Origin of the sequence: Streptomyces sp. NPDC007164, from assembly GCF_040634135.1 — a bacterium.
GTDB classification, from domain to species: domain Bacteria; phylum Actinomycetota; class Actinomycetes; order Streptomycetales; family Streptomycetaceae; genus Streptomyces; species Streptomyces sanglieri.
Window position 1 is genome coordinate 169,298 of sequence record NZ_JBEYFB010000007.1, and the last position, 18,735, is coordinate 188,032.

At 72.0% G+C, this 18,735-nt stretch carries 17 protein-coding genes; 14 read left to right on the forward strand and 3 right to left on the reverse strand.

Annotated features, from left to right (window positions below; genetic code table 11):
* Positions 1-102: 102 nt before the first annotated feature.
* The 3 genes from ABZ622_RS13355 to ABZ622_RS13365 all read left to right on the forward strand — a co-directional run bounded on the left by ABZ622_RS13355 (position 103) and on the right by ABZ622_RS13365 (position 2,301).
* Positions 103-954: a MurR/RpiR family transcriptional regulator gene (locus ABZ622_RS13355; protein WP_360542512.1), complete on the forward strand. Its 852-nt coding sequence runs from the start codon at positions 103-105 to the stop codon at positions 952-954.
* Between the two features lie 41 nt (positions 955-995).
* A complete protein-coding gene (locus ABZ622_RS13360; RefSeq protein WP_360542514.1) occupies positions 996-1,604 on the forward strand; it encodes a hypothetical protein in 609 nt (202 codons plus the stop codon).
* 130 nt (positions 1,605-1,734) lie between these two features.
* Complete coding sequence (locus ABZ622_RS13365) at positions 1,735-2,301, forward strand: hypothetical protein (RefSeq protein ID WP_360542516.1); 567 nt, start codon at positions 1,735-1,737, stop codon at positions 2,299-2,301.
* Between the two features lie 23 nt (positions 2,302-2,324).
* Here the strand turns inward: ABZ622_RS13365 and ABZ622_RS13370 are convergent, their stop codons facing one another.
* Positions 2,325-2,834 (reverse strand): roadblock/LC7 domain-containing protein, encoded by a 510-nt coding sequence (locus ABZ622_RS13370; protein ID WP_360542640.1) that lies wholly within the window; start codon positions 2,832-2,834, stop codon positions 2,325-2,327.
* A 364-nt stretch (positions 2,835-3,198) separates the two neighbouring features.
* On the opposite strand from ABZ622_RS13370, the gene hutU reads away from it, so the two are divergent.
* The 4 genes from hutU to hutI all read left to right on the forward strand — a co-directional run bounded on the left by hutU (position 3,199) and on the right by hutI (position 8,754).
* Positions 3,199-4,860: a urocanate hydratase gene (hutU, locus tag ABZ622_RS13375; protein WP_360542518.1), complete on the forward strand. Its 1,662-nt coding sequence runs from the start codon at positions 3,199-3,201 to the stop codon at positions 4,858-4,860.
* Between the two features lie 104 nt (positions 4,861-4,964).
* Positions 4,965-6,173, forward strand: coding sequence for an allantoate amidohydrolase (locus ABZ622_RS13380; RefSeq protein WP_360542642.1), 1,209 nt, complete (start codon positions 4,965-4,967; stop codon positions 6,171-6,173).
* Positions 6,164-7,549 carry a formimidoylglutamate deiminase gene (locus ABZ622_RS13385; protein ID WP_360542520.1) on the forward strand — a complete coding sequence of 462 codons (1,386 nt, stop codon included), beginning with the start codon at positions 6,164-6,166 and terminating at the stop codon, positions 7,547-7,549. The genes ABZ622_RS13380 and ABZ622_RS13385 overlap by 10 nt, the downstream gene beginning before the upstream one ends.
* A 32-nt stretch (positions 7,550-7,581) precedes the next feature.
* Positions 7,582-8,754 (forward strand): imidazolonepropionase, encoded by a 1,173-nt coding sequence (gene hutI, locus ABZ622_RS13390; protein WP_360542522.1) that lies wholly within the window; start codon positions 7,582-7,584, stop codon positions 8,752-8,754.
* Positions 8,755-8,941: 187 nt separating this feature from the next.
* Here the strand turns inward: hutI and ABZ622_RS13395 are convergent, their stop codons facing one another.
* Positions 8,942-9,976 carry an RNA polymerase sigma factor SigF gene (locus ABZ622_RS13395; RefSeq protein ID WP_360542644.1) on the reverse strand — a complete coding sequence of 345 codons (1,035 nt, stop codon included), beginning with the start codon at positions 9,974-9,976 and terminating at the stop codon, positions 8,942-8,944.
* A 283-nt stretch (positions 9,977-10,259) separates the two neighbouring features.
* Between ABZ622_RS13395 and ABZ622_RS13400 the strand changes: the two genes are divergently transcribed.
* The 6 genes from ABZ622_RS13400 to ABZ622_RS13425 all read left to right on the forward strand — a co-directional run bounded on the left by ABZ622_RS13400 (position 10,260) and on the right by ABZ622_RS13425 (position 15,951).
* On the forward strand, positions 10,260-10,628 hold the full coding sequence (locus ABZ622_RS13400) for an STAS domain-containing protein (RefSeq protein WP_266915448.1): 369 nt from the start codon (positions 10,260-10,262) through the stop codon (positions 10,626-10,628).
* A 192-nt stretch (positions 10,629-10,820) separates the two neighbouring features.
* On the forward strand, positions 10,821-11,342 hold the full coding sequence (locus ABZ622_RS13405) for an ATP-binding protein (RefSeq protein WP_360542524.1): 522 nt from the start codon (positions 10,821-10,823) through the stop codon (positions 11,340-11,342).
* 308 nt (positions 11,343-11,650) lie between these two features.
* Positions 11,651-12,325: a peptidase gene (locus ABZ622_RS13410; protein ID WP_360542526.1), complete on the forward strand. Its 675-nt coding sequence runs from the start codon at positions 11,651-11,653 to the stop codon at positions 12,323-12,325.
* Positions 12,326-12,410: 85 nt separating this feature from the next.
* A complete protein-coding gene (locus ABZ622_RS13415) occupies positions 12,411-13,433 on the forward strand; it encodes a hypothetical protein (protein ID WP_360542528.1) in 1,023 nt (340 codons plus the stop codon).
* A gap of 80 nt (positions 13,434-13,513) precedes the next feature.
* Positions 13,514-14,584 (forward strand): hypothetical protein, encoded by a 1,071-nt coding sequence (locus ABZ622_RS13420; RefSeq protein WP_360542646.1) that lies wholly within the window; start codon positions 13,514-13,516, stop codon positions 14,582-14,584.
* A gap of 38 nt (positions 14,585-14,622) precedes the next feature.
* The gene (locus tag ABZ622_RS13425) at positions 14,623-15,951 is read left to right on the forward strand and encodes a hypothetical protein (protein ID WP_360542648.1); all 1,329 of its coding nucleotides are present in this window, start codon (positions 14,623-14,625) and stop codon (positions 15,949-15,951) included.
* A 109-nt stretch (positions 15,952-16,060) separates the two neighbouring features.
* On the opposite strand, the gene ABZ622_RS13430 is transcribed toward ABZ622_RS13425, so the two are convergent.
* Positions 16,061-17,551 (reverse strand): oligopeptide:H+ symporter, encoded by a 1,491-nt coding sequence (locus tag ABZ622_RS13430; RefSeq protein WP_360542530.1) that lies wholly within the window; start codon positions 17,549-17,551, stop codon positions 16,061-16,063.
* A 491-nt stretch (positions 17,552-18,042) separates the two neighbouring features.
* On the opposite strand from ABZ622_RS13430, the gene ABZ622_RS13435 reads away from it, so the two are divergent.
* Complete coding sequence (locus ABZ622_RS13435; protein ID WP_072488330.1) at positions 18,043-18,720, forward strand: response regulator transcription factor; 678 nt, start codon at positions 18,043-18,045, stop codon at positions 18,718-18,720.
* Positions 18,721-18,735: the final 15 nt, after the last annotated feature.

Here is an 18,735-nt window from a genome sequence, read left to right on the forward strand (position 1 = left end):
GGCCCGCACCTCCGGCTGCATATGGACATGCAGACGCCTTGCTGGCTGAATGGATTTGTCGGCGCCGGATCGCGGTGCGCCGGAATCTACCGAGAGGACAGCATGAGCGGGAGCAGCCCGGCCGCGCGGTTGCAGCAGCTCTTCGAGGGGCGCCGGCTCACCCCCACCCAGCGCCGCATCGCGCACTCGATGGTGCGCAGGGCCGGGGACGTCCCGTTCCTGTCGAGCGTGGAGCTGGCCGAGCTGGCCGGGGTCAGCCAGCCGTCCGTCACCCGCTTCGCCGTGGCGCTCGGCTTCGACGGCTACCCGGCGCTCCGCAAGCACCTGCGGGAGGTCGCGCCCACCGAGCCCGTGTCCGTGCCCGGCGGCGGGGACGACACGTACAACGAGTACCAGCAGGCGGTGCTCGGCGAGATCGAGAACCTGCGGCACCTGGCCGAGCTGCTCGCCGATCCCGGCCCCGTCGAGCGGGCGGGCAGGCTGCTGGCGGCCTCGCGGCCGCTGCCGGTGCTCGGGCTGCGGGCCGCCTCCTCGCAGGCGCGCGGCTTCGGGTACTTCGCGGCCAAGGTCCACCCCGATGTCCGGGTGCTGGACGAGGGCGGCAGCATGCTGCGCGACCGGATCGACGCCGCGCGACGGGCGGGCGCCTCCGCGCTGATCTGCTTCGCGCTGCCCCGGCACCCGCGGGAGGTCGTGGACGCGCTCGCGTACGCGCAGGAGCAGGGGATGACCGTCGTGTCGGTGGCGGACTCCGCGTTCGCGCCCGTCGCCAAATACAGCGATCTGCTGATCCCGGCCGCCGTCGGCACCGGTCTCGCCTTCGACACGGCGTGCGCGCCGATGCTGCTGGGCCGGGTGCTGTTGGAGGCGATGTGCGACGACCTGCCCGACGCGCAGGCGAGGCTGGAGGAGTTCGACGCGAGGGCGGCGGCGCGGGGGCTCTTCGTGGAGTGACGGACCCCGGGGCTGTCGTCCGGGCCGGGGAGAATGGCGCGGTGCTGGAACTGCTGCCGGGAATCGGTGTGATGCTGCCGGGCGGGGCCGGGGTGCTGCGATTCCGGACGGGGGCCGATGCGGCCCGTGACCTGCTGACGGCCTCTGCGGACGGGGTCCACCTGGGGTTGCGGTGCGGGTCGCTGACGATCGGCGACTACCCCGAGCTCCGCCATGCCCACGACGCGTGGCTCGGCGGCTACCTCTTCCAGCCCGGGTGGAACACCGTGGCCGAGTTCGACGGGCTCCGGCTGACCGTGGCCGGTGGCGGCCCGGACGCGGCCGGCGGGCTCGCGGGTGTCGAGGTGCGGCGCGTGCGCCCGGCGCCGGACGCGGACGCGACGGGCGTGGTGTGGGACGGGGCCGATCTGTTCGGGCACCCGGCCGAGGAGGTGCTCGCGGTGCTCCCGGAGACGGTGCGGCTGCCGGAACCGGCCACCGCCGTGGCCGTGCCCGCGCTCGGGCTGCGGCTGGGCGGGGACGCCCCGGTGGGCGACACATGGGGACAACTGACCCTGACCGACACGGAGTCCGACGGCTGGGCGCGCTGCTGCGCCGGCCGGTTCCGGTGCGCCGAGGGCGGCGACGGACTGGTGGGGATCATGCGCTGAGAGTGCGACCGGGGCGGCTCCCGCGCGAACTCGTCGGCACTCTGAAGTCACTTCTCAGGTATCGCTCATCTACGGCCACTAATCTCCGGGCCGGAAAGGCTCACGAGGAGCTGCGGAGAGGGGTACGGACGTGGGGCGCGGAGCGCAGTCGTTGGCGAGGGTGGCCGTGATCGTACGGGCCGGAGCAGCCCTGCTGTGGTGGCCGGGGCTGCTGGCGGCGGCGATCGGCGCGCTGGTGCCGGGGCTCACCGGGCGCCGGATCGGCCTGCTGTCCGGGGCCGCGCTGTTCCTGATCACCGCGGCGGTGGTGGCGCTCGCGCGTGGTCGCCGGTACGCGGAGCTGGCCGGGGGTGCCACGCGGGCCGGGCGGTCCGACTTCCTCCAGGACCGGGCCGTGACCGTACGCAACTGGCGGCGCGGGCGCCGGTGGTGGCTGCTCGGGGCGTTCCTGGCCGCCGTGGCGAGCGCGTTCGTGCTGCCCGGGGCCGGCGGGATGGTGCTCGCCGGGGCGGGCGCCGGGCTCTGGCTCAAGGCCGTCCGGATCGGGCGGCGCGAGCAGCGGGACGACGCCCTGTACTGGGTGCGGACCGACTGGGCGGAGCGCGGCCGGCCCGCGGGCAGGCGGGTCGAGGGGTACCGGACCACCGGGCCGATGGCGGGGGACGCCGCGCCCGGCGGGGCACGGCGCCGGCGCTGAATCCGCCCGCCGGACCTCGGCCGTCAGGGGCGGGGCGGCAACGGGTCGGACTGCGGGGGCTGCGGGGGCTGCCGCCGGGACGGCTGCGGAGGCTGTGACCGGGGTTGCTGCCAGGGAGCGGGGGCCGGGGGCGCGAGTCGGGCGGCGCGACGCCGTGCGTCGTCGATCAGCTCGCCGATACGGTCACCCGCCCGGCGTCCTTCGAGGTGGAGAGCGGCGACATCGACCCCGTCCTCGGCCAGCAGCGTGAGTACGGCCGAGGACCCCGCGGCGTACGACGCGACGCAGCCGGACTCGCCCCGTACGAGAAGTTCACCGAAGCCGCCCCGGCCGGTCGCCTCCGTCATCCGCGTCGCGACGCCGAGCGCGGCCGCGGTCAGCGCGGCAACTCGCTCCAGCGCCATGTCCGGGGTGTCGTGGGCCAGGACGAGCCCGTCGATACCGGCGACCAGGGCGCCGGACACGAGCGGGGCCCCGGCCCGTAATCGCCGGAGTTCGGCCAGGACGTCCTCCGCTTCGGCCTCGGCCGCCATCGGCCGCTTCGTACCTGCGCGCAGTCTGAGTGCTCGGATCACAGGGACCTCCCGGGTGTCTTTTGAGCGCGTCTTCGAGCCAGTGCGGCGGAGCGGCCGCGGGCATGCGGGCACCCCGCCCGGCTCCGGTGTGCGAATGTGACCACGAGGCTACGCAACGTGCTTGCGCCGGAAAGGAGTTCGGGCATTTTCCACCGGCACATGCCCCGGGCGTACGGAGGCGCGGGGAGGGCGCGCGTCGGGAGCACCGGGCGACCCGTGCGCGGGTCGCCCGTCCACGTGCGACGGTGCGGGGCTGTTGACTACGAGTATTCAGACCTCCAGGATGTGAATAGAAGGCTTACAGTCGCGAGGAGGCATTGCCATGTCAGGACCCCGCCCCGTAAGGGCACCGCGCGGTACGGAACTGAGCACCCTGGGATGGCAGCAGGAGGCCGCCCTGCGCATGCTCCAGAACAACCTCGACCCCGAGGTCGCCGAGCACCCCGACAAGCTCGTCGTCTACGGCGGCACCGGCAAGGCGGCCCGCGACTGGCGCTCCTTCGACGCGATGGTGCGCACCCTGCGGACGCTCAAGCAGGACGAGACGATGCTCGTCCAGTCCGGGCGCCCGGTCGGTGTCATGCAGACGCACGAGTGGGCGCCGCGGGTCCTGATCGCCAACTCCAACCTGGTCGGCGACTGGGCGAACTGGGAGGAGTTCCGCCGCCTGGAGGCGCTCGGGCTCACCATGTACGGCCAGATGACCGCCGGATCGTGGATCTACATCGGCACACAGGGCATCCTCCAGGGCACGTACGAGACCTTCGCGGCGGTGGCGGCCAAGAAGTTCGGCGGCACCCTCGCCGGGACGATCACCCTGACCGCCGGACTCGGCGGCATGGGCGGCGCCCAGCCGCTCGCCGTGACCATGAACGACGGCGTCGCGATCTGCATCGACTGCGACCCGCGCGCCATCGAGCGCCGGATCGAGCACCGCTACCTGGACGTGCGCGCCGACTCCCTGGAGCACGCGCTCCAGCTCGCCACCGAGGCGCGGGACGCCCGCCGCCCGCTCTCCATCGGCCTGCTCGGCAACGCGGCGGAGCTGCTGCCCCGGATGCTCGCCGAGGGCGCCCCGATCGACATCGTCACCGACCAGACCAGCGCGCACGACCCGCTGGCGTACCTCCCGCTCGGGGTCGACTTCGACGACATGACCTCGTACGCCGCCGAGAAGCCCGCCGACTTCACGCAGCGCGCACGGGAGTCGATGGCCAAGCACGTCGAGGCGATGGTCGGCTTCATGGACGCCGGGGCCGAGGTCTTCGACTACGGCAACTCCATCCGCGGCGAGGCGCAACTCGCGGGCTACGAGCGGGCATTCGACTTCCCCGGCTTCGTCCCCGCGTACATCCGGCCGCTGTTCTGCGAGGGCAGGGGCCCGTTCCGCTGGGCGGCCCTGTCGGGCGAGGCCTCCGACATCCACAAGACCGACAAGGCGATGCTGGAGCTCTTCCCGGAGAACGAGTCGCTGCACCGCTGGATCAAGATGGCCGGCGAGCGCGTCCACTTCCAGGGGCTGCCCGCCCGCATCTGCTGGCTCGGCTACGGCGAGCGCGACCGGGCCGGTGAACGGTTCAACGACATGGTGGCGAGCGGCGAGCTGGCCGCCCCGCTGGCCATCGGGCGCGACCACCTGGACTGCGGCTCCGTGGCCTCCCCGTACCGGGAGACCGAGGCCATGCTCGACGGGTCCGACGCGATCGCCGACTGGCCGCTGCTGAACGCCATGGTCAACGTGGCGTCCGGCGCCTCCTGGGTCTCCATCCACCACGGCGGCGGCGTGGGCATGGGCCGGTCCATCCACGCCGGACAGGTGACCGTCGCCGACGGCACGAAGCTGGCGGGCGAGAAGATCCGCCGGGTGCTCACCAACGACCCGGGCATGGGCGTCATCCGGCACGTCGACGCCGGGTACGACATCGCGGAGTCCGTCGCCGAGGACAAGGGCGTGCGCGTGCCGATGACCGAGGACACCCAGTGAGCCTTCGGACCGGGGACGGGGCGAACCCCGAGGGCGGGGCGAACTCCGGGGGCGGCGTCGGCGCCGCGGCGGGCGGCCGCGGCGACTCGTCCTCGTTCCGCGCCATGTGGCGCGAGCTGCTGCCCATCGGCCGGCACCGGGACAGCGGTGGCTACCGGCGCTACGCCTGGACCGGCGCCGACGTCGACTGCCGTGCCTGGTTCCGGACCCAGGCCGAGGCGCGCGGGCTCGGCTACGAGGTCGACCGCAACGGCAACCAGTGGGCCTGGCTCGGCGATCCCCTGGCCGGGGACGCCGTCGTCACCGGATCGCATCTCGACTCCGTACCGGACGGCGGCGCCTTCGACGGGCCGCTCGGCGTGGTCTCCTCCTTCGCCGCGCTCGACGAACTCCGCCGCAGGGGAGTGGAGTTCACCCGGCCGCTGGCCATCAGCAACTTCGGCGACGAGGAGGGGGCCCGCTTCGGGCTCGCCTGCGTCGGCTCCCGGCTCGCCGCCGGACAGCTGACCGTCGAAGAGGCGCACCGGCTCCGCGACGGCGACGGCATCACACTGCCGCGGGCCATGGAGGCGGCCGGGTACGACCCCGACACCATCGGCCCGGACCCCGAACGGCTCGCCCGCATCGGCGCGTTCGTCGAGCTCCACGTCGAGCAGGGGCGCGCCCTCGACCTCACCGGCGACCCGGTCGGCATCGCCTCCGCGATCTGGCCGCACGGACGCTGGCGGTTCGACTTCCGGGGCGAGGCCAACCACGCGGGCACCACCCGACTGGCCGACCGGCGCGACCCGATGCTCACGTACGCCGAGACCGTGCTCGCCGCCCGCCGCGAGGCGGAACTCGCCGGGGCCCTCGCCACCTTCGGCAAGATCACCGTCGAGCCCAACGGGGTCAACGCCATCCCCTCCCTCGTACGGGGCTGGCTCGACTCCCGCGCCGCCGACCAGGACCGCCTGGACGCCGTGGTCACCGGCATCGAGCGGGCCGCCCGGGAACACGCCGAGCGGGCCGGGATCGACCTCGACGTCGTACGGGAGTCCTTCACCCCCGTCGTGGAGTTCGAGCATGCCCTGCGCGACGAGCTCGGCAAGATCCTCGCGGGCCGGGGCGACGCCGGCCGTGCCGTGCCCGTCCTCGGGACCGGCGCCGGACACGACGCGGGTATTTTGTCCGCTTCGGTACCGACCGCCATGCTGTTCGTACGGAACCCCACCGGAATCTCGCACTCGCCGGCCGAACACGCGGCCGAGGACGACTGCGTGGCCGGGGTGGTCGCACTCGCCGACGTACTGGAAGGTCTCGCGTGCAGCTGACAACGGAACCGGCGGGCAGGCCCGCCACCGTGACGTACTGGTTGTCCCACGCCTGGCTCGGCACCCATGTCGAGCCGGGCGTGGCCCTGGACGTCTCCGGCGGGCTGATCGCGGGCGTCCGCACCGGCGTCGTCACCCCGCCGCCGGGCGCAACGGTGCTGCGCGGGCTCACCGTCCCCGGGCTCGCCAACACCCACTCGCACGCCTTCCACCGCGCCCTGCGCTCCACCGTCCAGGTGGGCTCCGGCACCTTCTGGACCTGGCGCGAGACCATGTACCAGGTCGCCGCCCGGCTCACCCCCGACTCGTACTACGAACTCGCCCGCGCCGTCTACGCCGAAATGGCGCTGGCGGGCATCACCGCGGTCGGCGAATTCCACTATCTGCACCACGCGCCGGGCGGCACCCCGTACGACAACCCGAACGCGATGGGCGAGGCCCTGATCGCGGCGGCGGGCGAGGCCGGGATCCGGATCACACTGCTGGACACCGCCTACCTCTCCGCCGGATTCGGCAAGCGCCCCACCCAGTACCAGCAGCCCGACCGGCACCAGCTGCGCTTCTCCGACATCACCGCGGACGCCTGGGCCGAACGCGCCGCCCTCCTCAAGGGCTCCGACCACGCCCTGATCGGCGCGGCCGTCCACTCCGTGCGCGCCGTGCCCGCCGCGCAGCTCGCCACCGTGGCCGCCTGGGCCGAGGAACGACAGGCCCCGCTCCACGTCCACCTCTCCGAGCAGACCGCGGAGAACGACGCCTGCCTCGCCGCCCACGGCCGCACACCCACCCGGCTCCTCGCCGACCATGGCGTCCTCGGACCGCGCACCACCGGCATCCACAACACCTACCTCACGGGTGAGGACATCGCGCTGCTCGGCTCCTCGGCGACCGGCACCTGCATGTGCCCCACCACCGAACGCGACCTCGCCGACGGGATCGGCCCCGCCGTCGCCCTCCAGCGGGCCGGCTCGCCGCTCTCCCTCGGCAGCGACAGCCATGCCGTGATCGACCTCTTCGAGGAGGCCCGCGCGATGGAGCTCAATGAGCGCCTGCGCACCCGGGCACGCGGTCACTGGACGGCGGCCGCCCTGCTGCGCGCCGCCACCGTCGACGGACACGCGGCGCTCGGCCGGCCGGAGGCGGGCGTCATCGAACCCGGCGCCCCCGCAGACCTGGCGACCGTCGCCCTGGACTCCGTCAGAACAGCAGGGCCGGTACCCCGACTGGCTGCCGAAGCAGTCGTATTCGCCGCCTCCGCGGCCGATGTGCGGCACACGCTCGTGGCAGGCCGGCACATCGTGCGCGACGGGCGGCACACACTCGTCGAGGACGTACCCGCGGCACTCGCCTCGGCCATCGCCGCCCTGCACCGCTGATGCCGGACCCCCGCAAGGAGAGCAGCACCCCGATGACGACGACCGCCATCACCAACATCGCCAGTCTGGTCACCAACGACCCCTCCCTCCACCCGGATTCCCCCCTGGGCACGGTCCGGGACGCGGCCGTCGTCATCGAGGGCGACCGGGTCGTCTGGACCGGTGAATCCAGCAAAGCACCCGCCACTGACAACGCCGTCGACGCGGGCGGCCGGGCACTGATCCCCGGCTTCGTCGACTCCCACTCCCACCTGGTGTTCGCGGGCGACCGCACCGAGGAGTTCAACGCCCGGATGTCCGGCCGCGCCTACAGCGCGGGCGGCATCCGGACCACGGTCGCCGCCACCCGCGCCGCCACCGACGAACAGCTCGCCGCCAACGTCGCCCGCTACCTCGCCGAGGCGCTGCGCCAGGGCACCACCACCTTCGAGACCAAGTCCGGCTACGGCCTCACCGTCGAGGACGAGGCCCGCGCCCTGCGCATCGCCGCCCGGCACACCGAGGAGGTCACCTACCTCGGCGCCCACATCGTCTCCCCGGACTACGCCGACGACCCGGCCGGCTACGTCGACCTGGTCACCGGGCCGATGCTCGACGCCTGTGCCCCGTACGCCCGTTGGATCGACGTCTTCTGCGAGAAGGGAGCCTTTGACGGCGACCAGGCCCGCGCGATCCTCACCGCGGGCATGGCGAAGGGCCTGCACCCCCGCGTCCACGCCAACCAGCTCGGCCACGGCCCCGGCGTCCAGCTGGCCGTCGAGCTCGACGCCGCCTCCGCCGACCACTGCACCCACCTCACCGACGCCGACGTCGACGCCCTGGCCCAGGGCGACACCGTCGCCACCCTGCTTCCCGGCGCCGAGTTCTCCACCCGCGCCACCTGGCCGGACGCCCGCCGCATCCTCGACGCGGGCGCCACCGTCGCCCTCTCCACGGACTGCAACCCGGGCTCGTCGTTCACGTCGTCCATGCCCTTCTGCATCGCCCTCGCCGTACGCGACATGGGCATGACGCCGGACGAGGCCCTCTGGTCCGCCACCGCGGGCGGCGCCGCGGCCCTGCGCCGTACGGACATCGGCCGCATCACCCCCGGCGCCCGCGCCGACCTGACCCTCCTCGACGCCCCCAGCCACGTCCACCTCGCCTACCGGCCGGGCGTCCCGCTGGTCCACGCGGTCTGGCAGCGGGGCGAACGCGTCGTCTGAACCACCGATCACCAGTCACCAGTCGCCGGTGATCGGTCACCGGTGACCAGTCACCGGTCGCCGGGTGGTGACGGAACGTCGGACACACGGAAGGACCCGCCTCATGTCGAGGCGGGTCCTTTCACGCGGTTCTTGTCACACGGTTCCTGTCACGCGGTTCCCGCAGCGGGCCGTGGGGCGTGTCCGCTCACTCCTCCAGGGTCAGTCCCTTGCGCAGCTTGACCAGGGTGCGGGAGAGCAGCCTCGACACATGCATCTGCGAGATGCCCAGCTCCTCACCGATCTCCGACTGCGTCATGTTGGCGACGAACCGGAGCGAGAGGATCGTGCGGTCGCGGCGTGGCAGCGAGGCGATCAGCGGCTTCAGGGACTCGACGTACTCGATGCCTTCGAGCCCGTGGTCCTCGTAGCCGATGCGGTCCGCCAGCGCGCTCTCGTGATCGTCCTCCTCGGGCTTGGCGTCCAGCGAGCTCGCGGTGTACGCGTTGCTCGCGGCCATGCCCTCGACGACCTCGTCGCGAGTGATGCCGAGGCGGTCGGCGAGCTCGCCCACGGTGGGCGATCGGTCCAGTCGCTGGGCGAGCTCGTCGCCCGCCTTGGCCAGGTCGAGCCGGAGTTCCTGGAGTCGGCGCGGGACGCGCACGGACCAGCTGGTGTCGCGGAAGAATCGCTTTATCTCGCCGACGATGGTCGGCATAGCGAACGTCGGGAACTCCACGCCGCGGCTGAGCTCGAAGCGGTCGATCGCCTTGATCAGACCGATGGTGCCGACCTGGACGATGTCCTCCATCGGCTCGCTGCGGGAGCGGAACCGGGAGGCGGCGAACCTGACCAGGGCCAGGTTCAGTTCGACGAGCGTATTGCGGACGTACGAGTACTCGTGGGTGCCCTCTTCGAGGGATTCGAGCCGCTCGAAGAGCGTCTTCGACAGTGCCCTGGCGTCCAGCGGCCCCACTTCGTCATAGGGCGGGATCTCGGGAAGTCCTTCGAGACCGTCACTCACGCCGTGGTCGAAGCCGCCGGTGTGGCCGGAGCCGTCGGCGTGGGCGGTGTCACTGGTGGCGCTGATGGTGCTGGTGGTGGTGCTGGTACCTGTGCCGGTACCGGTGCTGCTGCGGGTGCCGTGCTCGGCGCTCGCGGCAGGGGAGTCTGAGTGGGTCAGTCCCTGAGGACATGCTGACGTCGCGTTGTGGGGACGCGGTCCGTCGAGCCGGGGTGACATGGTCTCCTCCATCGTTCTCGGCATATGGCTGCCGATGCCCATACGTGTTCCTGCGGTGAAGCGGCGCCTCCGAAGCCGGCCGTGTTTTGGGTGTCCTCCTACCCTTACCCGCTTCGGACGGACAGTTACAAGCGCCAATTACCGCTATATGTCCGGTTTGTTGAGGTCTTCGGGTATCGCGTGGCGCACAGACCGCGTACTGTTTCAAGAACGTCAGAGGCAGCACATACGTATCTGCGCACGCGAAGGCGCAGACAGTGACGAACGGCGAAGAGGGACGGGCATGGACCGCGGGACGGTCGGCAGTGCGAACCGGGGGCGACTTCAGGTCGAGGTCCGGACCGAAGGGCGCAGCGAGGTCGTGACGCCGGTGGGTGAGCTGGATCACCACACGGCGGATCTGTTGCGGGAGCCCCTGGAGCACGCGGTCGAGCAGGGGCGGGTGCGCCTGGTGGTCGACTGCTCGGGACTCGAATTCTGTGATTCCACCGGGCTCAATGTGCTGCTCGGTGCCCGCCTGAAGGCGGAAGCGGGCGGGGGAGGGGTCCATTTGGCCGGGATGCTGCCGGTGGTGGCGAGGGTCTTCGAGATCACCGGGGCCGAGGCGGTCTTCACCGTCCATGACTCCCTCGAAGCGGCCCTGGACGTGTGACCGCGGCGCGTTTCGCGGCCCCGGGCGCCCCTCGTGTTGCCCGTGTCACGCGATCCGCGTAGACGAAGTGGGTGTTGTCACGATTCGGCCGGGCAGGAGTCATCCGGCGGGGCCGTGGGCGACCACCACACTCTGTATGTGTACTTGTAATTGTTCGATGGCGACATGGTGAATCGGTGAGGTGAAGCGCTGATGAGCACCACCCGGCAGCATCCGCCGGGCGACCTCGGCCGCGAGCCGGAGGACGTCGGCGTTCAGGCGCACCCGGACACGGGTGCCGGTGCGGCCTCCTGCGAACCGGCCGAGCGGCAGTGGCTCACCCTGTCGCTGCGCGGGGTCAGCGGCATCGTGCCGACCGCCCGCGACTTCGCCCGCCAGGCGCTGCACGAATGGGGCTGGCTCCCCGCTTCGAGCGCCGACGGCCGGGCCGCCGCCGAGGACGTCCTGCTGGTCGTCTCCGAGCTGGTCACCAACGCCTGCCTGCATGCCGACGGGCCCGAGGAGATGCGCATCGCCTGCACGGCGAAGGTGCTGCGGGTGGAGGTCGCCGACTCGGGTGCGGGACAGCCCGCCCCGCGCACCCCGCACCGGGCCGGGCGGCCCGGCGGGCACGGCATGTTCATTGTGCAGCGGCTCTGCCTGGACTGGGGCGTCCAGCGGGTGCCCGGCCGGTCCGGGAAAACCGTCTGGGCGGAGCTGGCCGCCCCCGCGTAGGGGATCCCCGCAGGCCTGTCCGGCGGATCCGCGCAGGCCTGTCCGGCGGGGATCCGCGCGAGCATGTCCGCCGGATCCGCGTAGGTCCGTCCCGCGGATCGGGGCCGAAGAGGCCCTGGGACCGGCGGGACCCCCGGGGCGCGCCGCCCCGTCGTTCGCAGCACCGAGGAGCGCGCCGGATCGGCGCGCTCTTTGTCTTCCCTCCACAAGTTGCCGGGCGTACCTTGAGCGCCCGATCTGATGTGTCGTCAGGAAATCGCGTCGGTGTGAACCGGCGTGCGGCGACTTCCGGCATGAGGGGAACTCAGGTGTCCTACCAGAAGCGAACAGCTCTCGCGCTGGCGTCCGCGCTGGCGGGCACGGTGGTGCTGATGGCCGCGCCCGCCGCCCACGCCACGGTCGTGGACGTCGACTACAAGTGCAAGACCCCGATCGGCGACAAGAGCGCCGTGTCGCCCATCGACATCAAGAGCGTCAAGAGCGGCGGTGGCTACCGGCTCACCATGTCCTTCCAGAAGGGCGTCTCCTCCAGCCCCGTCGAACTGGGCAAGGGCGCGATGAGCCCCAGCGCGGTCATCGAGGTGGGCGGCGCCGACTCCGGCCGGGTCCAGGTATCCGGCGCGCCGAACTCCGCCGCGATACCCGCCAACACCCCCATCAAGATCAGTGACCTGTCGGGTATGTACACCCCGAAGAAGAGCGGCAAGGTCGACTTCACCGCCGGAGTGCTCACCATCAAGGCGCTCGGTACGACCACGACCTGCACCCCCGCCAACAAGCCGGGACCGTCGCTCCAGCTCGATGTGACGGCCGCGGGCAACGGGCAGGGTGCCCCGGACGACGACGGCGGCGGGCAGCTGCCGAAGACCGGCCCGCTCGACTCGGCCGTGGCGCTCGGCACGCTGGGCGGCACGGTGCTGCTGACCGGTGCGGCCGGGGTGCTCTGGCTGACCAGGCGCGGGCAGGGGGCCGCGGGCCGATAGGGGCCGTTCCTGCCGGGCCGGGCCGGATCCGGAGCGACCCGGTCCCGCGATCCAGCCGCCGCCGTCACGCATCAGGGAGCCGCCCATGCCGTCGCCGACCGGTCACGCCGCCCGACTCGCCCTCGCCGTACTGCTGTGCGCCCTCGCCATGACACCGGCGGACGCCGGTGCCGCGCCGCGGACGCCGCCGCACACGGGCGCTGCTTCATGGACGGCGCAGCCCGCGGTGAGCGGTTCCGGTACGGGCGGCAGACCGTACTTCTATCTGGAGGGCCCGCCCGGCACCGTTCTCCAGGACCGGATCTCCGTCACCAACCCCGGGCGGTCCCCGGTCACCGTGCGGCTGAGCGGCGCCGACAGGTACGACGCGAGGAGCGGCGGTTCCGGAGGCAGGGGCGCCACCGGGGCCGGGCGCTGGCTGCGGACCGCCGCCGCCGAGGTGACCGTCCCGGCCCGCACCCGGGCCGATGTGCCGTTCACCGTCACGGTTCCGGCGGGCGCGACGCCCGGTGACCGCCCCGCCGCGATCGTCGTGCGCGGCGGCGACCGCACGGTGGGTGTGCCGGTCCGGCTGCGGGTCGGCGGGCCGACGCTGGCCGCACTCACCGTCGAGGACGTCACCGTGTCCGGGCGGACCATCCACTACACGCTGGTCAACCGGGGCAACGCGGTCCTCGCCCCGCGGCTCGCGGTCCGGGCCGACGGGGTGTTCGGGACGCTGCTGCGGCGCGGGGCCCGCACCCTGCCCGTGGAGCTGCGGCCCGGACAGCGCCTCCGGCTCACCGAGCCGTGGCGGGACGCCCCCGCGCTCGACTCGGCGACCGTACGGCTGCGCGTCATGGCGGAGGGCGGCGCGCACGGCGAGGCGACGGCCCGCGCCGTCTTCGTCCCGTGGGCGCCGCTGACCGCCGGCGCACTGCTGGTCCTGGCTGGCGCGGGCGCGGGCACGTACGCGTACCGGCGCAGGCGAGCGCGCCGGCAGCAGCGAGGCGACGCCGGCACTGGCACCGGCACCGGCACCGACGCCGGCGAGCCGTCCGTACGGCCGCCAGGCGGTCGGCAGCACTCAGGGAGCAGGCACTTGGCGAAGGCGGGAGCGGAATCGTGACTGGACAGGCCGGACCGGCAGCACTCCGCAGCGGCAGCCACCGGAGGGCCACGAGGCCATGCGCCGCGTCGTTCGCGGCGCTGCTCGTGGCCCTGCTGCCCGCTCTGCTGATGCTCTCCGCACCCGGGGCCGGCGCGGCGGACACCAGGGCGGCGGCGAAGCCCGTGGTCACCCTCTCCGAGCAGCAGGCGGGCAAGGGCGGTGAGATCACCGTGAAGGGCGGCGGGTGGCGGCCGAACGCCCTGCTGATGATGCTGATCTGCGGACGGTCCACGCCGGACCGGGGCGTGATCGGCGGCACCAACTCCTGCGCCAACGCCGAGGGCCGGGCCGTCACCACCGACGGCAAGGGCGCCTTCCGCAAGAAGATGCCGGTCGCCGAACCGCCCGTGCCCTGCCCCTGCGTGGTGCACGTCGCCACCGTCACCGGGGAACAGGCCGCCGCCGACGCCGTGTTCGTCGTCGCGGGCCACCCGCTCGCCGCGCTGCCGAAGGAGACCGGGGACGGCCGGCTCGCGGTGCTCGCCACCACTCGGCTGGAGGGCGAGAGCGGGATCCTCACCTGGTTCGGCGCCCCGCCCGCCCGGCAACTGGTCCTCACCGTGGGCAACCTCGGCTCCGCCCCCGTCAAGGACCCGGTCTTCGAGGTCGGCACCGCGCACGGCGTCTTCGCCCCGCAGTGGGAGGAGCAGCAGTGGCGCGGCACCATCGCCTCCGGCCGCAAGGCGCAGATCAAGCTCCCGGTCGAACTGACGGCGGGCGCCCACGGCGACTACCAGGTCTCGCTCAAGTACGGCGGCAAGGTGCTGGCCGAGCAGCCGTGGGGGGTCGGCCGCCCCTGGGGGGTCACGGTCTTCTGGATCCTGCTGTGCCTCGTCGTACCGGCCGCCGTGTTCCGGATCGGCATGGCGGTCGTCGACAAGGTACGGCCCCGCTCCTCGCGCGCCCCGGGCAGCGCCCGGCGCCGCCGCCCGCTGCGACGGGCCGGTACGACCGCGAAGGCCCCGAAGCCGCGCCGTACGCAGAGGCCCGCCGAGGGCCCCACGGCCGCGCCCACCGACGGCCCGGCCTCCACGACAGCCGCGCTGCCGTGGTTCACACCCGATTCCGCACCGTCAGAGAACAGACCGACGACGAAGGGACATTCGTGAGTACGCATCGCAGGACGGTCGCGGCGGGAGTCGCGATGATGCTCGGCGGCGCGGGCATGCTGCTGGCCGCGAGTCCGGCACAGGCCGCCGACGTCTCGTACGCGACGGAGTGCATTCCGCCGCCCATCTCGGGGCTGCCGGCCGTGCAGGGCACGACCAAGGTGCAGTTGACCGCGCCCGCCGAGGCCAAGGTCGGGGACACCGTCGAGGTGGTGTGGAAGACGGTCGAGGCCGCCTCCAAGAACCCCGACATCCTCGATCTGGACAAGGACACCGTCAAGCCGACCGGCACGCTCAAGGTCGGCGGCGCCGCCACCGGCACCGTGCAGATGGAAGGCCCGCGGCAGAACCCGCCGATCCCCAAGAACAGCGCCATGGTGCTGCCCGACATGAAGGGCACACTGAAGCTGGAGAAGGCCGGTGAGATCACGCTGACGCCGGACGCCTACAAGATCAACGTCTCCAAGCCGATCTCCACGGACACCAAGTGCAGCCCGAAGGAGACCGTGCAGCCGGGCGCGACCATCAAGGTCACGGACGGCAGCGGCTCCACCACCGCGGGTGGTACGACGAGCGGCTCCACCACCGCGGGCGGCACCACTTCCGGCACCACCGCGGGCGGCACGACCTCGGGCACCACCGCGGGTGGCACGACCTCCGGCGGCGGTGACTCCGGCGGCTCCACCTCGGGCTCCGGCGGTGGCGGCGGACAGACCGACTTCCCCGGCAAGGAGGTCTCGGTCAACTTCACCTGTACGTCCCCGGGACCGCCCGACATCGCCTCCAAGGTGACGATCAACGCCAAGAAGAGCGGTGGGAGCTACGCCCTCACGGTCAAGACGGCCAAGGGCGTGATGGACAGCCCGGCCGCGCTGCCGGCCGGTGCGCTCAAGCCGTCCATGGACGTCACCATCGGCGGCGCGGACAAGGGCTCGGTGAAGGTCACCGGCCCGGCCAACGCCGAACCGCTGGAGCAGGGCAAGCCGGTCGACCTGGCCGACATGACCGGCACGTACAAGCCCGGCGCGTCCGGCAAGTCCACGCTCAGCCCCGGCACCCTGACGATCGACGTCACGCTGGGCGCCTCGAAGATCAACATCCCGTGCAAGGTCAAGGGCTCGGTGACCCCGTCGCTGGAGCTCGACACCACCGCCCAGCAGGGCGGCGCCTCCGGCTCCGCCACCTCGGGCTCCACGGGCACCGGCGGCTCCGCGGCCGGTGGCACCGCCTCGGGCGGACTGGCCGCCACCGGGGCCGAGGACAACGGCACCCTGCGCGCCCTCGGCCTGGTCGCGGGCACGGCGATCCTGCTGGGAGGCGCCGTGTTCACCTTCACCCCGTGGCGCAGGCTGCGCGGCACCAGGTGAGCCGGCTCCCGTAACAACGGCACAAGGGCCTCCGCCAACAACAGCACAAGGGCCTCCGCACCGTCGACCGGTGCGGAGGCCCTTGCGCGGGCGGAATGCGGTCAGCGCGTCAGCGCACGTCGCCCATGAGCCGGGAGACCTTCTTGCGGTACATCCAGATCGCGAACCCGGCGATGATCGCGAGCGCCGCCTCCAGACCCACCATGCCGCTCTTGTTCAGGTCGACACCCGCCAGCGACATCAGGCTGGTGGTGCAGTCGCCCGCGGTGACCGCGAGGAACCAGACCCCCATCATCTGGCTGCCGTACTTCGCGGGCGCCATCTTCGTGGTGACCGAAAGGCCGACCGGGGAGAGGCACAGCTCACCGACCGTCTGCAGGAAGTAGATCGACACCAGCCACATCGGGCTGACCTTGTCGCCGTCCGTCGCCATGGTCAGCGGCAGCATGAAGACGAGGAAGGAGACACCGACCAGGAAGAGGCCCGAGCCGAACTTCACGACCGTGCTCGGCTCCTTGCCGCGCCGGTTCAGCGCCAGCCATATCCAGGCGACGACCGGGGCCAGCGCCATGATGAAGACCGGGTTGACCGACTGGTACCAGGAGGTCGGGAAGTCCACACCGAACAGGCTGTTGGTGGTGGAGGACTCACCGAAGAGCGACAGCGTGGAGCCGCCCTGGTCGTAGATCATCCAGAACACGGCCGCGGCGACGAAGAACCAGATGTAGCCGGACATTTTCGACTGCTCGGTCTTCGACAGGTCCCGGTCCCGCTTGATCCGCACCAGCACCGCGACCGGGATGAGCAGACCGGCGACGGTGATCGGGACGAGCGCCCAGTTCAGCGTGTAGACGTCGGTGGCGACGAGGACGCCGTAGAAGACGACGGCCACTATCAGCCACAGCAGACCCTTGCGCAGGGTCGTGCGGCGCTCCTCGGCCGACAGCGGCTTCGGGACGACGCTGCTGCGCGCGCTGAGGTGGCGCGTACCGATCAGGAACTGGGCCAGGCCCAGCGCCATGCCGACCGCGGCGATGGCGAAGCCGAGGTGCCAGTTCACCTTCTCGCCGATGGTGCCGATGATCAGCGGCGCGGCGAAGGCACCGAGGTTGATGCCCATGTAGAAGACGGTGAAGCCACCGTCGCGGCGGGCGTCGTCCGGACCGTTGTAGAGGTGGCCGACCATCGTGGAGATGTTGGCCTTCAGCAGCCCGGAGCCGAGTGCGACCAGCGCCAGACCCGCGAAGAAGGTGCCCGAGCCCGGCAGCGCCAGCGTCAGGTGGCCCAGCATGATGATCGCGGCCGAGATGGTGACCGTCTTGCGCGGCCCCCAGACCCGGTCGCCGAACCAGCCGCCGGGCATGGCCAGCAGGTACACCATCGCCATGTAGATGGAGTAGATCGCGGTGGCCGTGGCCGCGTTCATGTGCAGGCCGGAACTGGAGACCAGGTAGAGCGGAAGCAGGGCCCGCATGCCGTAGAAGCTGAAGCGCTCCCACATCTCCGTCATGAAGAGAGTGGCCAGGCCGCGGGGGTGGCCGAAGAAGGTCTTCGCGGATCCAGAAGTACTGGCCGGGTCCTTCGTCAGGCTGGACGCCATGGTCGATCCTTGTGTGCTCGGGACGCGACGCCTTGTGAGCGTGGTGCGCCCGGTGGGGGGAGGCCGGCACCGGCACGGGCACGTCCCACCCCTCACGCCCGAGAGGGGATTCGCCCCGACCACCCGGCTCACGGAGGAGTCGGCTGAAGGAGACGGGGACCGACCGTGTCGGGATCCACGCCCGGTGCGCATCCTCACGCTCCGGGCCCGGCCACAGGTCATTCACTGAATTCGCGACTGGCGGGTACCAGTCGGCCCACAAAAGAGACCCTCGGCGCTAAAAGCTGCCCAAGGGTCCTTGAGTAGTGCAACAGGCGTCGAGCAACCATACGACACGACAGAGCCGGATATGAACGGACTTGAGAGCTGGATCACAGGTTCTGATGGAACCATGCCCTCACATTCAAAGGCGAAGATCCGTTTATTTCGCAGACCCGCAGGGCTTTTGGATCACCTCACGGCATCCGCCCCGCGCGGACTACCATCACTCCATGACCCGTGTACTGCTCGCCGAGGACGATGCATCCATCTCGGAGCCGCTGGCCCGTGCCCTGCGTCGGGAGGGTTACGAGGTCGAGGTCCGCGAAGACGGTCCGACCGCGCTCGACGCCGGCCTCCAGGGCGGAATCGACCTGGTCGTGCTCGACCTGGGGCTGCCCGGGATGGACGGCCTCGAAGTGGCCCGCAGGCTCCGTGCCGAGGGTCACACCGTGCCGATCCTGGTGCTGACCGCCCGCGCCGACGAGGTGGACACCGTCGTCGGCCTCGACGCCGGCGCCGACGACTACGTCACCAAGCCCTTCCGCCTCGCCGAACTCCTCGCCCGCGTCCGGGCCCTGCTGCGCCGCGGCGCCACGGAGCCCGCACCGCAGCCCGCGACGCACGGCGTCCGGATCGATGTCGAGTCGCACCGCGCCTGGATGGGCGAGGAGGAACTCCAGCTCACCGCCAAGGAGTTCGACCTGCTGCGGGTACTGGTCCGCGACGCCGGCCGGGTCGTCACCCGGGACCAGCTGATGCGCGAGGTCTGGGACACCACTTGGTGGTCGTCGACGAAGACCCTCGACATGCACATCTCCTGGCTCCGCAAGAAGCTCGGCGACGACGCCGCCAACCCCCGCTACATCGCGACCGTACGGGGCGTCGGCTTCCGCTTCGAGAAGAGCTGACGTTCCTAGGGGGCC

What these genes read in the sequence shown, in the direction of transcription:
- ABZ622_RS13425 (WP_360542648.1), top strand. Translation starts at nt 14,623, where the DNA reads ATGCTCGGCGGCGCGGGCATGCTGCTGGCCGCGAGTCCGGCACAGGCC.
- ABZ622_RS13405 (WP_360542524.1), top strand. Translation starts at nt 10,821, where the DNA reads ATGAGCACCACCCGGCAGCATCCGCCGGGCGACCTCGGCCGCGAGCCG.
- ABZ622_RS13380 (WP_360542642.1), top strand. Translation starts at nt 4,965, where the DNA reads ATGTGGCGCGAGCTGCTGCCCATCGGCCGGCACCGGGACAGCGGTGGC.
- ABZ622_RS13395 (WP_360542644.1), bottom strand. Translation starts at nt 9,976, where the DNA reads ATGTCACCCCGGCTCGACGGACCGCGTCCCCACAACGCGACGTCAGCA.
- ABZ622_RS13370 (WP_360542640.1), bottom strand. Translation starts at nt 2,834, where the DNA reads ATGGCGGCCGAGGCCGAAGCGGAGGACGTCCTGGCCGAACTCCGGCGA.
- hutU (WP_360542518.1), top strand. Translation starts at nt 3,199, where the DNA reads ATGTCAGGACCCCGCCCCGTAAGGGCACCGCGCGGTACGGAACTGAGC.
- ABZ622_RS13355 (WP_360542512.1), top strand. Translation starts at nt 103, where the DNA reads ATGAGCGGGAGCAGCCCGGCCGCGCGGTTGCAGCAGCTCTTCGAGGGG.
- ABZ622_RS13415 (WP_360542528.1), top strand. Translation starts at nt 12,411, where the DNA reads ATGCCGTCGCCGACCGGTCACGCCGCCCGACTCGCCCTCGCCGTACTG.
- ABZ622_RS13435 (WP_072488330.1), top strand. Translation starts at nt 18,043, where the DNA reads ATGACCCGTGTACTGCTCGCCGAGGACGATGCATCCATCTCGGAGCCG.
- ABZ622_RS13430 (WP_360542530.1), bottom strand. Translation starts at nt 17,551, where the DNA reads ATGGCGTCCAGCCTGACGAAGGACCCGGCCAGTACTTCTGGATCCGCG.
- ABZ622_RS13400 (WP_266915448.1), top strand. Translation starts at nt 10,260, where the DNA reads ATGGACCGCGGGACGGTCGGCAGTGCGAACCGGGGGCGACTTCAGGTC.
- hutI (WP_360542522.1), top strand. Translation starts at nt 7,582, where the DNA reads ATGACGACGACCGCCATCACCAACATCGCCAGTCTGGTCACCAACGAC.